Raw genomic sequence first — 13,068 nt, forward strand, 5'->3', positions numbered from 1 at the left:
GCCGCGAGGACGCCTGCCAAGGGAGAAAACACGGTATTTAATGGAAAGTTCCAAGTGCCGATAATGCCAACAACCCCTTTGGGTTGAAATTCAACGCGGGCTTTAGCCCCGAGTAAATTCATTGGGAACGGGGCTTTACGTTTCTCGGCCTTCATCCACTTTTTGAGGTGTTTTTTGCTGTGTTTCAGGCACTCAATCGTTGCATAAATGTCTGACATCAGGGATTGATGGCTACTGCGGTGACCAAAATCTTGGCCGAGGGTGTCGACAATAATATCGCGATTATCAAAAATCAGATCGATTGCCCGGTTGAGGCGGTCAATGCGCAGTTCTACACTGACCGCACCTTCTGTGGTGCACAGTTGGCGCTGGCGGTCGAGGGTGGCACGCATATCGTTGATCCCTGTGTCGAGGGCCGGATTGTTAAGATTGGTCATAGTATTCTCCCTTTGAGCTGTTATGTTGAAATAAAAAGGCGCTACTAAAAGCCTAGTGTTGTGAAACTACGCCAGGGTCTGGCGACGGATGGCCAATTGAAAATCGAACCATAAGGAAACAGATGATGAAAAACGCGCAAAACCTTATTTTGAACAGTGTGATAGCCTTTGTATTGTCCGCTTCGTTGCCAATTATTTCCCTTGCCGCCACGCTGCCAGACGCGCCCCATGTGGTGGTCGCTGCACGCGGTGAGGTCGAGGCCATGCCGGATATTGCTCGTTTGCAATTGCAAATTTCTGAGACCAGCGATAGTGCGGTAAAGGCCAAAAGCGCGGTTGATCAGCGCAGCGCCCAAGTATTGAATGCGGTGGCGGAGCAAGGGGTGCCTGAGAGCGATATTCGCGCCTCGCAGATTCGTGTTTACCCAGATTACGACTGGCAAGACGGCAAGCGTGTGCTGCGCGGGCAGCGGGTTGAGCGCAGTGTCGACATTACCTTGACGGACTTGTCGCGCTACGGCGCCTTGCTCGATGCTTTGGTCAACGCCGGTATCAGTGAGCTGGGTAATGTCAGTTTTGATTTGTCGCGCAGAGAGGCTTTGCAGGCTGAGGCCGTGCAGGCCGCTATTGCCGATGCAAACGCCAAGGCCGAGGTGCTCGCTGCGGGCTTTGGTCGGAAACTGGCTGGGGTTTACCATATTGACGAGGGGGCTAGTGCGCCAGTCGTATACGAACGGGCGATGATGATGGATGCCAAAGTCGGCGCGCAGGCGCCTATGCTGGTCGGTACAGAAACGGTGAGTGCAAGTTTGACCGTGGTGTTTTTGTTGAAATAAGGGGCGGTCGCGAGTCAATCTTAAGGCATAAAAAAAGCACCCAGAGTTTGGGTGCCAAGCGGGGGTGCTACTATGGAAATCATTGCGAGGATCAGGAGTCAATGAAACTGTAGTAATAGTAGCGCCGACTCGCCGCGGTAAGTATTCGTAATTGTGCGTATCGCTTGGCTGGCGGCAACTAGGCAGCATTTCTAGCTAATGTCTTGAAATTTAAGAAGAAGTTCTGGTGTATTGCTGAAATCGCGCGTGCTGTGAGCCGAGCGCTTAGCCACTTCAATTTGTGGTGAGCTGTAGCTAAAGCACACGCCGCGCATTACTTCACTGTGTTTGTTGGCTGGTTGGCCGGCTTTGGTATCAATATCGAAACGGCGGGCGCCAGAAACAAAATAGCCTTTTTGCAGGACAAAGGCGGCTTCGCGCTGATCGCCGCTGAAGTATGCCGATGCCCATTTGCTAAAGCCCTTATAAAGCACCTTGCTCTTCAGGTCTTTAGGCTCATTGATGGTCCAATCTCGTGTTTGCCAAGAGTGAATTAGGGCGCCGTTGGCGTAAACCTCAGCTAACGCGTCGCTGGCCTCGCGTTGATCTTCTACGCTGATGTCGTAAATTAACTCCGCTACCGTGCGTTTGCTGTGGCGAATAGCTAGTAGCGCGAGATCCAGCAAATGGGTGCAATTGGATGGCGCGTCGGTGAGGGGGATCAAGTCTTGAACATCGTCGCACAGCGGCAAGCCAATTAATTTACGCAGCGGTTCTGCCGCGCCGGGGCAGGTGTCGTAGGGGATGCGCAGTACTTCACTGTGAATATCGGTGACTTTTTCGCCGTCGTGGAAAATTGTGCAGCGAAAGCCGTGGTTGGTGTCCTCGAGTTCGGCGTGAACCCGCCCGGCTTCGGAGAATAAGCGAATTCTGCGCCGATAGCAGCCGTGGCCATAATTGGGATTTTTAGGGTAGTCTTCCACAGTCGACATTTGGCTCTCCATATTGAACTAGAATAGTAGCGATTTTGCTTAGGAAGAGTATGACCTTAGCGGTCTAAATTAATGACGGTTTCGGTCAGCTTAAACTGTTTTAAATATTATTGGAGGTGCGATGCGCTGGTTTTTGGGATATTTGGCGGTGGCGTGGTTGGCCATTGGCGGCTGGCTGTTCATCGACCCGAGTGCATTGTCGGCCTACGCTGGTGTGGCGGCCGCTACGGAAGATGGTATTGTTGAGCTGCGTGCCATGTACGGTGGCATGGAATTGGCGATAGGACTAGCCGCACTTTGGGCGCTGTGGCGCCCGCGCTGGGCCTGTCATGTACTGTTTTTGAATGGCATTGTTACGGCTGGTATTGGCGCTGGCCGCTTATTTGCGGTGATGTTGGCGGGTAGCGCGTCAGTTTACACTTTGTCGGCGCTGGCATTTGAATTGAGTGCGGCTGCCCTGTGCTGGGTATTTGCCAAACGCTTAAGCGGAGAGCAACGCAATGGATGAGTATCAGCAGTTAATTAGTGTGATCTCGCTAACCATGGGAGTCTCTTGGGCCAGCGGCCTTAATTTATACGCCGCCATTTTGGTGTTGGGCTTGGGTGGCTCGGTTGGCGGTATTGATTTGCCAGATAGTTTGGCCGTTGTGCAGGACCCAGCGGTGATTTTAGCGGCGGGCTTAATGTACGCGGTGGAATTTTTTGCTGATAAAATTCCCGGGGTGGATACCGGCTGGGATGCCTTGCATACGTTTATTCGGATACCGGCGGGTGCTCTGCTTGCTGCAAATACCGTGGGGGATGTCAGCCCGGCCTTGCAGCTAGCGGCGGGCATCGTCGGCGGTTCGGTCACCTCGGTGACCCATGCGGCCAAAGCGAGTACCCGAATGCTGATCAATACTTCGCCGGAACCGGTGAGTAACTGGATGGCGTCGATCAGTGAAGATGTCGCTGTTTTTGGTGGCTTGTGGGTGGCATTAAATCACCCTGTTTTGTTCCTCATTGGCTTTGTTGTCTTTTTACTATTGTTAATTTGGTTGCTGCCAAAATTGTGGCGGGGCATTGCGCGTATCTTCCGTAAAATTGGTCAGTGGCTGGGCTTGAGTAAAGAGACTAATGACGCATTGGCGGGGGATACGCCCGCGGCGGAGCTTGTGCAGCCACGCTCGCTGGTCGAGGCATTGCAGGGCTTGGACTCGCTCCATCAATCGGGTGCCTTGAGTGACGCGGAGTATGCCAGTGCCAAAGCGTCAGTAATTGCCGAGCATAGTGGCGCAGGGGCAAATTAACCGGTTAATTTTGCTTAGCGCTAAAATGGTGTGGCGTAGTTAACATAAATTTCATGCGCCAGCTGAGTAAATGCGTTTTAATTGCGCATATCTTATCCGCTGTGGCGGTGTGTGCAGTCGACAACGGGATTTTATCGTTAACTGAGCCTAATTATGGAACAAAATGGATTTTTATAGGTGGTACCTGATGATCTCTAGGCTTTGCCTGCAGAGTTTTTTATTGAGCGTGTTACTGCCATTAAACGCGGCTCAGGCTGGGCCGGCACAGGACTTGGTTAATCAGAGCGGCATTTTAACCGTAGTCAGTCCAGTGACGACCGCCGTTGGAATCGACCTTAACGATAGCTTGGCTGGTGCTGATTCTGGCCTTGAAGGTGATCCCGAGCCCATGGCTGAGGAGCTGAGTAGCCTTGCCGCGAGCGATGAACTTTTGGCTATGGATCAGGGGATATTTGCTGCTGATGACGGCAGCGAGCTTGGCGAGGGAGGCGGTCTTCTTGGTTCGGCTAAGGACCAGCCCGCTTTGGCGCCGCTGACCAATATCGATCCGGTATTTGCAGCAGGTCGTATTCAGGCCGATGGCTACCTCTGTGCCGATGGTGATGGCGATGGTGTCTGCGATCAAGACGATCAATGTTTAAAAACCCCTCGCGGTATCAAAACCCTTGCGAACGGTTGTTATATCGAAGGGCCCCAAGCCCAGCCCTTAGAGGGGGTGTATTTTGCCTACGATAGCGCCGTGTTAGATGAGACCGCTAAAGCAATACTCGATGTTGCTGTGCAGGTCATTCGCCAATCTGATGCGCAGCGTATCGAGGTTGGCGGTCACACCGATAACGCTGGCGGTGAGCGCTACAATTTGCGTCTGTCAGACGCTAGGGCTAAGGCGGTGCGGAATTACTTGTTAGCGCAGGGAATTAGCGCCGAGCGCTTAGTGGCAAAAGGCTATGGTGAGGCCAAACCACGCGCTGATAACAGCACCGCGGCAGGCCGTGAAAAGAATCGCCGCGTTGAATTAAAGCGCCTTTAGTGGCGATACCCAAAAATTACACTTCCACCAATTGATAGCCGAATTGCGGGGCCATGGCCCCGTTAGGTATTTTGAGGAGAGTTTGAATGGCAATTGATCTGCCACCGGTAATGCCCCCCCAGCTTGCGAGCCAAATGCAGATAGAGGCTGCCGCGAGAGTTGAAACTGCGGCGATCACCGCGGTGATTGGCGGTATAAATATTCAAGTAATTGGTAATACCCAGCTTTCTACCAGTCAAATTGAGGTGCTATTGGCGGAGGCAGAGTCGCCTTCTGCGGCGATTACGGCGCTGACGCGCCGTTACTATAACGCCGGCCATTTATTGGTGAGTGTGAATTATTTTCGTCGTGACGACACCGTGACTGTTCTTGTGTCGCAGGCGGTGGTGAAGGGCGTGCGCGGCAATCCGCAGGTAACCACCCATTTTGAGGGTCTAGTTGGTGACACTGATTTAAGTTTGGCTGAATTTGACCGCGCGCGCGTATTGGCAGATTTGCAGGCCGAGCGCGCGGGCTTGGCATATAGCATTGCCTACGAGCAGCATTACGATAATCAGGTGATACTCGACTTCCGTGAACAAGTTATTGCCGATCACGATGCAACTGATTTTATTTTAGAAATGAATAATAAAGGCAGCCGCTTCCTTGGCCGCTATTTTGGCCTCGCAGGTGTTAAACATCAGTTTGCTAGCGGCACTGAAATGAATATTGCTTACCGGACAATTTTTGAAGAGCTGGGCGGGGCCGGCGACGGCGATGACTATCAGCAATTCGATATTGGCTTTGAGCATCCATTTCGTTTTGGTCTCTATGGCATTGAAGCCAGTCATATTGAATATCAGCGTCGTCCGCAAGTGACCACCACAAGTACGTCAGGCGGCGTGTGTTTACCGCCTTTGCTGAATTGCCCAGTGGTGACGGGTACCGAAACATTGGATCTTGACGCTGAAATTGCCAGTGTGGCGTTTTCGGGGGAGCAAGTGCTTGCCAGTAATCCGGTTCAGCGCTGGACGGTATTTGAGCGTCTAGAGCATATTAGCTCGGAGATTAAGGCGGCGGGGCAGAGCGCTGCCGTGCTGGAAGAGCGATATCAAACCCTGGAGCTTGGCGGCAAGTATTCGGTTCGGAGTAGTCTGGCTGACGCGCCATCGTACCTCAAAGCGCAGCTGTCACTAAAGGCCGGCTTTGGTGATGGTGGCAGTTTTGGCAGTGATGCCAGTGAAGACGTAAGTATTGGCAAGCGCGACGCTGAATTTCTCTTATTGCAGCCAAAGCTAGGCTATAAATTCGCCCTAGCGCCAAACTATGAGTTAGCGCTCAATTTTAATGGTCAATTCGCTGACAATACCCAGCTTCCCCAGCAACAGCAGTTCGTACTCGGCGGCATGAATAGTATGAGCGCGTACTTGCCCGGTGTGTTGATTGGCGACAATGGTTATTTTTTCCATCTAGCTGTTAATGGCAAACACCAGTGGTGGGGATTGGCGTGGGAGTCATCGCTGTTTGCCGAGCATGCGGCGACGCGCTTTAATAATGCCAGTGGCGAGCTGTCGGCCAGTCAGAGTCTAGCGGATGCAGGTTTTCGACTCGCCCTGAAGCCTGGCTACGGTTTAGAAACAGAATTGCTCGCGGCGATCCCGGTTATGGATGATGTGGTCGATGAATCGCGCTTAACTGCGCTAGAGGCGGATTTCTTTTGGCGTCTGCGCTGGGTGTTTTAAAGACATACGTATTTAATCACCGTCTTTGGCAAAGGCTTTTTCAAGCAGGTGGCTTAAGGTTGCTTGTTCTTTTTTATCGAGTTTAGCGAGGCGGCTGCGATGCAAGGGGCCAATTACCGCGCATAGCTCGTCACTTAGTTTGATGCCCTCAGGGCTGAGTTGCACGAGTAGGCTGCGACCGTCCTCGGGGTTTTCTGGCCGCAAAATCAAATTGGCATTTTGCAGGCGGTGCAGCACCTTGGTTAAACCACCCGAGCTAAATAGCATGGCTTTACACAACTCAGTGGGGCTGAGTCGATAGGGTTCGGCTTGGCGGCGCAGGGTAGCTAGCACGTCAAATTCGGCGCCGGTCAATTGCGCGGCTTGTAAGGCGGCATTGGTTTCCTTAATAAACTGGTCGCCAGCGCGAATAATGCTGAGTACTGCTGGGTTGGTGGCACGATACATTTCTGGCCAGTGGCGTTTCTGTTGTTGGCGCAGTTCAGTAATGCTGATTCGTTTGTCGTCCATAGTAGGCGCTAGTTGTGCTCGGCTTGGGAGGATTCCCGGATTTTATCTTGCTGGAAAGCTAATCTCCAGTTATTATCTTTCTGGAAAGATAAAAGGTGTCCTATGCCCCCCGCACTACCCAATCTACGTTTGATTTTTCTACTCGCGTCTATTTTTGCGTTATCACCACTCGCAATCGATATGTATTTGCCAACCATTCCGGCCATTGCCGCTGATTTGAATGTGGCAGCGCAAGATATTGCGATCACCGTGAGCTTGTATATTGTTGGCTTGAGTTTTGGGCAATTTTTCGGGGGGCCAATAAGTGATTATATTGGCCGTCGTCCGGTTTTATTTTTCGGTTTGGCTTTGTTTGCCCTCGCGAGTTTGCTAATTGCCTCGACCGATTCGGTAATGGTGTTTTGGACGGCGCGATTTGTTCAGGCGGTTGGTGGCGGTTTTGCCTCGGTGGTGGTGCCTGCCATGGTGCGGGATCACACTGAAGGCCAAGCAAGCGCAAAATTATTTTCCCATATCGCGCTCATTACAATTATTGCACCGGCCTTGGCGCCAAGCATCGGTACAATTTTGTTTAGTGTTGGTGGCTGGCAGCTGGTGTTTATCGCGCTGGCGGCCTATGCAGTGTTGGTGTGCGGGCTGGCGAGTGTGATGATAAAAAAGCCCCAGCCAAGCGCGCGCCCAGTATTAAGGGAGGGCTTGTTACAGCGCTATCAATTTGTCATTAGAAATCGCCGGGCAATGGCCTATTTACTGACCCAAAGCTTGGGCTTTAGCGTGATGATTACTTTTGTGGCGAACGCCTCACTGGTCTACATCGGTCAGTACGGTAAAAGTGGTGCCGTGTTCTCAATGTTGTTTGCCGCCAATGTGATTACCCTTGCGATTGCCAACCGGGCGAATAATTGGATGCTGAACACCATACCGGCGGCGCATATCGTGCCCTTTGCAATATTGCTGCAATTTATTGCCTGTAGCGCTTTGTTGTTAATAACGGGTTTTGGGCCGCCACTGTGGCTGGTTGTTCCACTTATTATGTTAGCGATAGGTGCTTTGGGGGGGGTAATGGGTAACTCACAAGCCTGTGCTCTGCAATTTTTCCCTCAGCACAGCGGTATTGCGTCGGCTTTAATGGGGAGTGCCCAGTATCTTATCGGTGGGGTGATTAGTGCTATTTCGACCCAGTTTCACAGCGAGTATATGTGGCCGATGACCATAACGATGTTTGTCGCCTCAGCCTTGGGCTTGTGGGTTGTCCCAAAACGGCAGCAAGCGGCACCCGCCGCTGTCGCTGAGGAGGCGGTCTAACTATTGCGGCACAGTTCCAGCCAGCGCAATATGCCTTCGCTGCGATATTTTTGGCGGTGTAAAATGAAGTAGAAGTAGCGTTTAAAGTCCCGTGACTTCGCCTCTAAGGCAACAAGACGATTGGTTTCCAGCGCAGACTGAAGCGAGACTTTAGATAGGCAGCCTATGCCGAGACCGGTCTCCACCGCCCGTTTAATCGCCTCGGTATGCTGTAATTCCAAGCGGATATTCAAGTCAGGTAATAAGTCGTGCAAGGCGCGATCAAAGGCTTGCCGGGTTCCGGAGCCGGGTTCCCGCAAAATCCATTGGGCCGAAAGTAAGTCTGCATTTGACAGGTTTTTCTTTTTGGCCAGAGGGTGACTGGGGCAGCAAAAAATTTGCAGTTCGTCTTCTCGCCATTTGGTGACTTCAAGATCGGGGTGGTGCAATTCACCTTCAATTAAGCCGACATCTAAATCGAAATTGAGCACTTGCTGACTGATTGCCGCGGTATTGGCAACATTGAGTGCAACTTTGGCGGCGGGATGACGGCTAATGAATTCGGCCATGATGTCGACAGCAAGATAATTGCCAATGGTGAGGGTGGCTCCGACTTTTAGTTCGCCGACCTGATCGTGGCGGCGAAAACCCTGCTCCAAGGCCTGGGCTTGATCTAGCAGCGCTTCGGCCTGGGGGCGCAGGGCCCTGCCCAGTTCATTGATTTGTAGGCGCTTACCTATACGGTCAAAGAGCTGAATATTGAATTGCTGCTCTAGGTCTTTGAGGGCGCTCGATGCTGCGGACTGTGACATCGACAATTGCTCGGCGGCCCGAGTAATGTTTTCGGTGTGTGCGGCGGCCAGAAATACTTCAAGTTGACGAAGGGTATAGTGCATATTAATAAAACCGATATAAAAAATCATTATAAGTCATTTTGCCGATAGCATAGCGCTCCCGTAGACTGTTGGCAAATGAGCTTAACAGGGACGGCGCCCATCGCCGCAAGAGAGGCTATTAATGAGCAATATTATTCGTGAACGAGTGACCAGCGTACATCACTGGAACGACACCTTGTTTAGCTTTAAAACCAGCCGCGATCCGTCTTTTCGCTTTGAAAATGGTCATTTCACCATGATAGGCCTGCAGCAGGGCGATCGTCCGCTGATGCGCGCTTATAGTATTGTTAGCGCCAACTACGAAGATGAGCTCGAATTCTTCAGCATTAAAGTTGCCGATGGTCCGCTGACCTCTAAATTACAGCAAATCCGAGTTGGCGATGAAGTGCTGATTAGTCGTAAGCCTACAGGAACATTGCTCGCTGACAATCTGCTGCCGGGTAAAAACTTATACCTGCTGAGTACCGGCACGGGCTTGGCGCCATTCATGAGTATCATTAAAGACCCAGAGGTATACGAAAAATTTGAAAAAGTGGTGTTAGTGCACGGTGTTCGCTACGAGAGTGAGTTGGCCTATCAGGGCTTTATTCGCGAGCACTTACCCAGTCATGAGTACTTTGGTGAGCTGGTGCGGGATAAACTAATTTATTATCCAACGGTGACGAGGGAGGTGTATGCAAACCAAGGTCGCTTGACGGACTTGATCCGCAGCGGAAAGCTGATGAGGGATGTTGGTCTGCCCGCATTGAATACTGATGATGACCGCTTCATGATTTGCGGAAGTCCAAGCATGTTGAAGGATAGCTGTGCGCTATTAAATGCGGCGGGCTTTCAGGAAACGCGAGCGGGAGTGCATGGTCACTATGTGATTGAGCGAGCGTTTGTTGAGCATTAAGAGCTATTCCGGCAGTGGATAAGTGGAGCTTCTAAATAGCGAAACCTAAAAAAGCCCCAGACTAGGGGCTTTTTTAGGTTCTATACAATAAAAATAGAGTATTTTTACGTTGGCAGTACGCTAAAGGTGGAGTCCTGACGGCGGCCTTGCTAAGTTAGTGGCCTAGACATTTTATTTGTAACTGAGCGCCAAAAATGATTAAAAAAATTCTGTTGCTAATCGTCGTCTTAATTGTCGCGGTGGTGCTGTATTTGCAGTTTGGCAATTTACCTGAAACGCTGCCTGCTGATTCGCAGAGCAGTAAGTGGTTGGAGAAAGGCATCTACGATGTCGATTATTTTGACGTGGAACTGGTTGATAAAACACGACCTAGCCAGCCGAATGGCGATTTCAAAGGCAGTGATGAGCGCTTACTTAAGACGCGGGTTTGGTATCCTGAGGGTATAGCGGCGCCAGCGCCCTTATTGATTTATAGCCACGGCTTTATGTCGATGCGAACCGGTGGCAGTTATCTCGCTGAGCATTTTGCCAGCCATGGCTATATTGTTGCGGCAATGGATTATCCGCTGACCAATATGAGTGCGCCAGGTGGCCCTTTGGTAAAAGATGTGGTGAATCAACCTGGTGATATTAGCTTTTTAATCGACCAGTTTTTGAGCTGGGATAGTGATAGCAGTAATCAGTTTTTTGAGAAAATTGATGAAAACCGCATTGGGGTTATGGGCTTGTCTTTGGGTGGAATGACCTCGACTTTGGCGGCGTTTCACCCAGAAAATGCTGACCTGCGGATCGCCGCTGCAGTCTCGATTGCCGGGCCAGTTTTTGTGTTTGCTAAGGGGTTTTACGAATCGCGGGATATCCCCTTTATGATGGTTGCCTCGCCGATTGACGCGATGATCGACTATGACACCAATGCCGCGACGATTCCAAAATATGTTAAAGGCTCGCTCCTGGTGACGATGCAGGACGCATCGCACACCGCGTTTGCGACCCCTGGGCGCTATTTCCGCTGGCTAGATAACGCGGACATGGTTGGCTGTAGCATGGTAACTCGTGGTCTCGCCAAAACTGAAGATGAAGTCTGGGTAGAGGCGTTGGGTACGGCTGAACAGGGGATTTTGGTGGTGCCGCAGACGGCATTGTGCACGATGGACCCATTGCCTAAGGCAATGAACCCAATTCGCCAGCAGTGGCTGACCACTCTTGCCGTATTCCCGTTTTTTGAAGCGCAGTTTGCTTTGAGTGAGTTGCGTCGCCAGGATGCGCGGGACTATCTAATGAAAACCTTGGCGAGTGAAATTCCTGAGATTAGTGTTCAGCGCGCAGCTAGATAGCGGCACGACTAACTAATCGCTCAGTAGGCTACCCGCAGGTCGGGTAGCCAGTTATATTAGCTCGACTAAAAAAACTACAAAAACGAATCAGGGGAAGAACCGAATGACAATCGCATTTTGGTGTGTCTTTATCGCATGTCTGTTACCAATTATTAGCTCATGGGTATGCGGCTATTTTCGCGGTAAGCAACTGGGCAGTATCGATAATAAACACCCCAGAGCACAGTACGCTTTGTTGGAAGGGCCTGGTGCGCGAGCGTATGCCGCGCAACAAAATGCCTGGGAGGCGCTACCGGTATTTATTGCTGCGGTAGTCATTGCGCATCTGGCAGGTGTTGCCCCTGAGCGCTCGGCCCTAGCGGCGGAGATTTTTATCGTAGCGCGAATTCTCTACCCGGTTTTTTACATCGCAAATAAAGATATATTGCGTTCCCTGAGCTTTTTGGTCGGCATTGGCGCCTGTATTTCGCTTTTTATCATGGCCGCGTGAATACTTTATGGGCCTAGCAAAATGGATGTTGGGTTTCCCCTTGGTGCTAGTTGTGGCTGGGGCGATAGCCGCACCTAAATCGGTAAAATCTGAAAAAGACGAGGGCTTTGCCCCTCAGCTCGAAGAGTTTTTACCTGTCGCGGAGGCCGCGCCACCGCCTTCGCTGCTGCGCGCTGAACAGATTCGCGCAGAAACCTTAGACAGTTTTCCCCGGGGCGGGCCAGATAGTATTGCTGGCTTGGGTGACTGGTGGTTGTCTAATGGCAAATTATGTGTGGCCGTGAGTGATGTTGGCCACGATGCTGGAATTGTTGCGGGCGGCGGGACACTAATCGATGTGGCGCATTGCGACTTGGCGAATGATCAGTGGACTTACGCCAATTTCTTGACGGGGCTTGCGAAAGAAACCGCTATTCCGGTCACCAAGGTGAGCGCCGCGCTACGTGATGGAAATGCCGAGATAACGACCGTTGGCGAGGCTGACGGAATACGCCAGACCGTTATTTATCGCTTGGCTGAAGGTGCAGATAGTTTAGGCATTGAGGTACTTATCGAGCGCATTGGCAAGGGCAAAGCCGTGCATATGAGCGGTTTGTTTACACTTTATTCGCAGCGTTCGCTAACGCCGTTTAGTTACTCAAGCTATGTTCCCGACGCGACGTTAGGTTTTGCGCACCCTGAAATCGACCGCAATAGCGTGTCGTCATTGCTTGCTGGAATGCTGCCCAGCGATTGGAATATTCTGGTGGGCGCCAATAGCTATGACAGTGAAGTGAGTTACGGCGTGCAGTTGCAGTCAGCCGAACTGATTACCAAAAATGGCAGTCGTCAGCCTTTGCCTAGATTTCTCGCGGTATTTCCTAATTACAGCCTGCATGGCTGGATGAGCCGGCCGCTGTGGTTGCAAAGTGAGCGGCTTAATTGGCTGTCGATGCTGCAAAATCAATTTATGGATATCGAGCCTGGCGAGAAGTTGCTGTCCAAATTCCGCTTGGTGGTCGGCGCGCGCAGCGATGTGGCTGCGGTGACCGATCAGATATATGAAGGGCAAATGCTGCGTGGTTATGTCAATGACAGCGCGGTTTCAGTGGCGATATGGGATCAGGATGATCGGCCGGTCACTCAGGGTCGGGTTGCCGCTGACGGAAGTTTTAATATTCGTTTGCCCAAGCACGCCCAGTGGGTGAAAGTACAAGCCAGTTCGCCGTGGGGGCAAAAAATGACCCGTGAACTGTCCTTGATTGACGCGCGCAATGACAGTGGTCGTTGGATTTTTAAAAAGAAAGGCATGCTTAAATTGCCTCGTGGCAGCGCAATGAGCCTGTATTTATTCGGTATAGGTGATACTGCAACCCCAGAGTTTGGCAATGATCTA

At 51.4% G+C, this 13,068-nt stretch carries 14 protein-coding genes; 10 read left to right on the forward strand and 4 right to left on the reverse strand.

Annotation, left to right across the window (positions count from 1 at the left end):
* On the reverse strand, positions 1-437 hold a 437-nt coding region (locus ABYT30_RS08565; RefSeq protein ID WP_373096011.1), incomplete at its 3' end, for an aldehyde dehydrogenase family protein.
* A gap of 122 nt (positions 438-559) precedes the next feature.
* Here ABYT30_RS08565 and ABYT30_RS08570 point away from each other — a divergent pair.
* The gene (locus ABYT30_RS08570) at positions 560-1,273 is read left to right on the forward strand and encodes an SIMPL domain-containing protein (RefSeq protein ID WP_373096013.1); all 714 of its coding nucleotides are present in this window, start codon (positions 560-562) and stop codon (positions 1,271-1,273) included.
* A gap of 191 nt (positions 1,274-1,464) precedes the next feature.
* On the opposite strand, the gene ABYT30_RS08575 is transcribed toward ABYT30_RS08570, so the two are convergent.
* Positions 1,465-2,244, reverse strand: coding sequence for a DUF2889 domain-containing protein (locus tag ABYT30_RS08575; RefSeq protein ID WP_373082207.1), 780 nt, complete (start codon positions 2,242-2,244; stop codon positions 1,465-1,467).
* A 121-nt stretch (positions 2,245-2,365) separates the two neighbouring features.
* Here ABYT30_RS08575 and ABYT30_RS08580 point away from each other — a divergent pair, with 121 nt between their 5' ends.
* From ABYT30_RS08580 to ABYT30_RS08595, 4 genes are all read left to right on the forward strand, one after another.
* On the forward strand, positions 2,366-2,752 hold the full coding sequence (locus ABYT30_RS08580; RefSeq protein ID WP_373082205.1) for a DUF4345 family protein: 387 nt from the start codon (positions 2,366-2,368) through the stop codon (positions 2,750-2,752).
* A complete protein-coding gene (locus ABYT30_RS08585; protein ID WP_373096015.1) occupies positions 2,745-3,533 on the forward strand; it encodes a DUF4126 domain-containing protein in 789 nt (262 codons plus the stop codon). The genes ABYT30_RS08580 and ABYT30_RS08585 overlap by 8 nt, the downstream gene beginning before the upstream one ends.
* A 163-nt stretch (positions 3,534-3,696) precedes the next feature.
* The gene (locus tag ABYT30_RS08590; protein ID WP_373096016.1) at positions 3,697-4,563 is read left to right on the forward strand and encodes an OmpA family protein; all 867 of its coding nucleotides are present in this window, start codon (positions 3,697-3,699) and stop codon (positions 4,561-4,563) included.
* An 86-nt stretch (positions 4,564-4,649) separates the two neighbouring features.
* Positions 4,650-6,284: a ShlB/FhaC/HecB family hemolysin secretion/activation protein gene (locus ABYT30_RS08595; protein ID WP_373096018.1), complete on the forward strand. Its 1,635-nt coding sequence runs from the start codon at positions 4,650-4,652 to the stop codon at positions 6,282-6,284.
* 12 nt (positions 6,285-6,296) lie between these two features.
* On the opposite strand, the gene ABYT30_RS08600 is transcribed toward ABYT30_RS08595, so the two are convergent.
* On the reverse strand, positions 6,297-6,794 hold the full coding sequence (locus tag ABYT30_RS08600) for a MarR family winged helix-turn-helix transcriptional regulator (protein ID WP_373084986.1): 498 nt from the start codon (positions 6,792-6,794) through the stop codon (positions 6,297-6,299).
* A gap of 102 nt (positions 6,795-6,896) precedes the next feature.
* Between ABYT30_RS08600 and ABYT30_RS08605 the strand changes: the two genes are divergently transcribed.
* Positions 6,897-8,099 carry a multidrug effflux MFS transporter gene (locus ABYT30_RS08605; protein WP_373096020.1) on the forward strand — a complete coding sequence of 401 codons (1,203 nt, stop codon included), beginning with the start codon at positions 6,897-6,899 and terminating at the stop codon, positions 8,097-8,099.
* On the opposite strand, the gene ABYT30_RS08610 is transcribed toward ABYT30_RS08605, so the two are convergent.
* Positions 8,096-8,974 carry a LysR family transcriptional regulator gene (locus ABYT30_RS08610; protein WP_373096028.1) on the reverse strand — a complete coding sequence of 293 codons (879 nt, stop codon included), beginning with the start codon at positions 8,972-8,974 and terminating at the stop codon, positions 8,096-8,098. The two genes, ABYT30_RS08605 and ABYT30_RS08610, sit on opposite strands and share 4 nt — an antisense overlap.
* 121 nt (positions 8,975-9,095) lie before the next feature.
* Here ABYT30_RS08610 and ABYT30_RS08615 point away from each other — a divergent pair, with 121 nt between their 5' ends.
* The 4 genes from ABYT30_RS08615 to ABYT30_RS08630 form a co-directional block, all read left to right on the forward strand.
* Positions 9,096-9,869 carry a ferredoxin--NADP reductase gene (locus ABYT30_RS08615; RefSeq protein WP_373083762.1) on the forward strand — a complete coding sequence of 258 codons (774 nt, stop codon included), beginning with the start codon at positions 9,096-9,098 and terminating at the stop codon, positions 9,867-9,869.
* 194 nt (positions 9,870-10,063) lie between these two features.
* On the forward strand, positions 10,064-11,203 hold the full coding sequence (locus ABYT30_RS08620; protein WP_373096022.1) for an alpha/beta hydrolase family protein: 1,140 nt from the start codon (positions 10,064-10,066) through the stop codon (positions 11,201-11,203).
* Between the two features lie 103 nt (positions 11,204-11,306).
* Positions 11,307-11,693, forward strand: a complete 387-nt coding sequence (locus ABYT30_RS08625; RefSeq protein WP_373096024.1) for an MAPEG family protein — start codon at positions 11,307-11,309, stop codon at positions 11,691-11,693.
* A 7-nt stretch (positions 11,694-11,700) separates the two neighbouring features.
* Positions 11,701-13,068, forward strand: a 1,368-nt coding sequence (locus ABYT30_RS08630) for a hypothetical protein (protein ID WP_373096026.1), incomplete at its 3' end; no start/stop codon positions are given.

The sequence above is a fragment of the Zhongshania sp. genome (assembly GCF_041623545.1).
In the GTDB taxonomy this organism is placed as follows: Bacteria; Pseudomonadota; Gammaproteobacteria; order Pseudomonadales; family Spongiibacteraceae; genus Spongiibacter.

What these genes read in the sequence shown, in the direction of transcription:
- ABYT30_RS08570 (WP_373096013.1), top strand. Translation starts at nt 560, where the DNA reads ATGATGAAAAACGCGCAAAACCTTATTTTGAACAGTGTGATAGCCTTT.
- ABYT30_RS08575 (WP_373082207.1), bottom strand. Translation starts at nt 2,244, where the DNA reads ATGTCGACTGTGGAAGACTACCCTAAAAATCCCAATTATGGCCACGGC.
- ABYT30_RS08580 (WP_373082205.1), top strand. Translation starts at nt 2,366, where the DNA reads ATGCGCTGGTTTTTGGGATATTTGGCGGTGGCGTGGTTGGCCATTGGC.
- ABYT30_RS08585 (WP_373096015.1), top strand. Translation starts at nt 2,745, where the DNA reads ATGGATGAGTATCAGCAGTTAATTAGTGTGATCTCGCTAACCATGGGA.
- ABYT30_RS08590 (WP_373096016.1), top strand. Translation starts at nt 3,697, where the DNA reads ATGGATTTTTATAGGTGGTACCTGATGATCTCTAGGCTTTGCCTGCAG.
- ABYT30_RS08595 (WP_373096018.1), top strand. Translation starts at nt 4,650, where the DNA reads ATGGCAATTGATCTGCCACCGGTAATGCCCCCCCAGCTTGCGAGCCAA.
- ABYT30_RS08600 (WP_373084986.1), bottom strand. Translation starts at nt 6,794, where the DNA reads ATGGACGACAAACGAATCAGCATTACTGAACTGCGCCAACAACAGAAA.
- ABYT30_RS08605 (WP_373096020.1), top strand. Translation starts at nt 6,897, where the DNA reads ATGCCCCCCGCACTACCCAATCTACGTTTGATTTTTCTACTCGCGTCT.
- ABYT30_RS08610 (WP_373096028.1), bottom strand. Translation starts at nt 8,974, where the DNA reads ATGCACTATACCCTTCGTCAACTTGAAGTATTTCTGGCCGCCGCACAC.
- ABYT30_RS08615 (WP_373083762.1), top strand. Translation starts at nt 9,096, where the DNA reads ATGAGCAATATTATTCGTGAACGAGTGACCAGCGTACATCACTGGAAC.
- ABYT30_RS08620 (WP_373096022.1), top strand. Translation starts at nt 10,064, where the DNA reads ATGATTAAAAAAATTCTGTTGCTAATCGTCGTCTTAATTGTCGCGGTG.
- ABYT30_RS08625 (WP_373096024.1), top strand. Translation starts at nt 11,307, where the DNA reads ATGACAATCGCATTTTGGTGTGTCTTTATCGCATGTCTGTTACCAATT.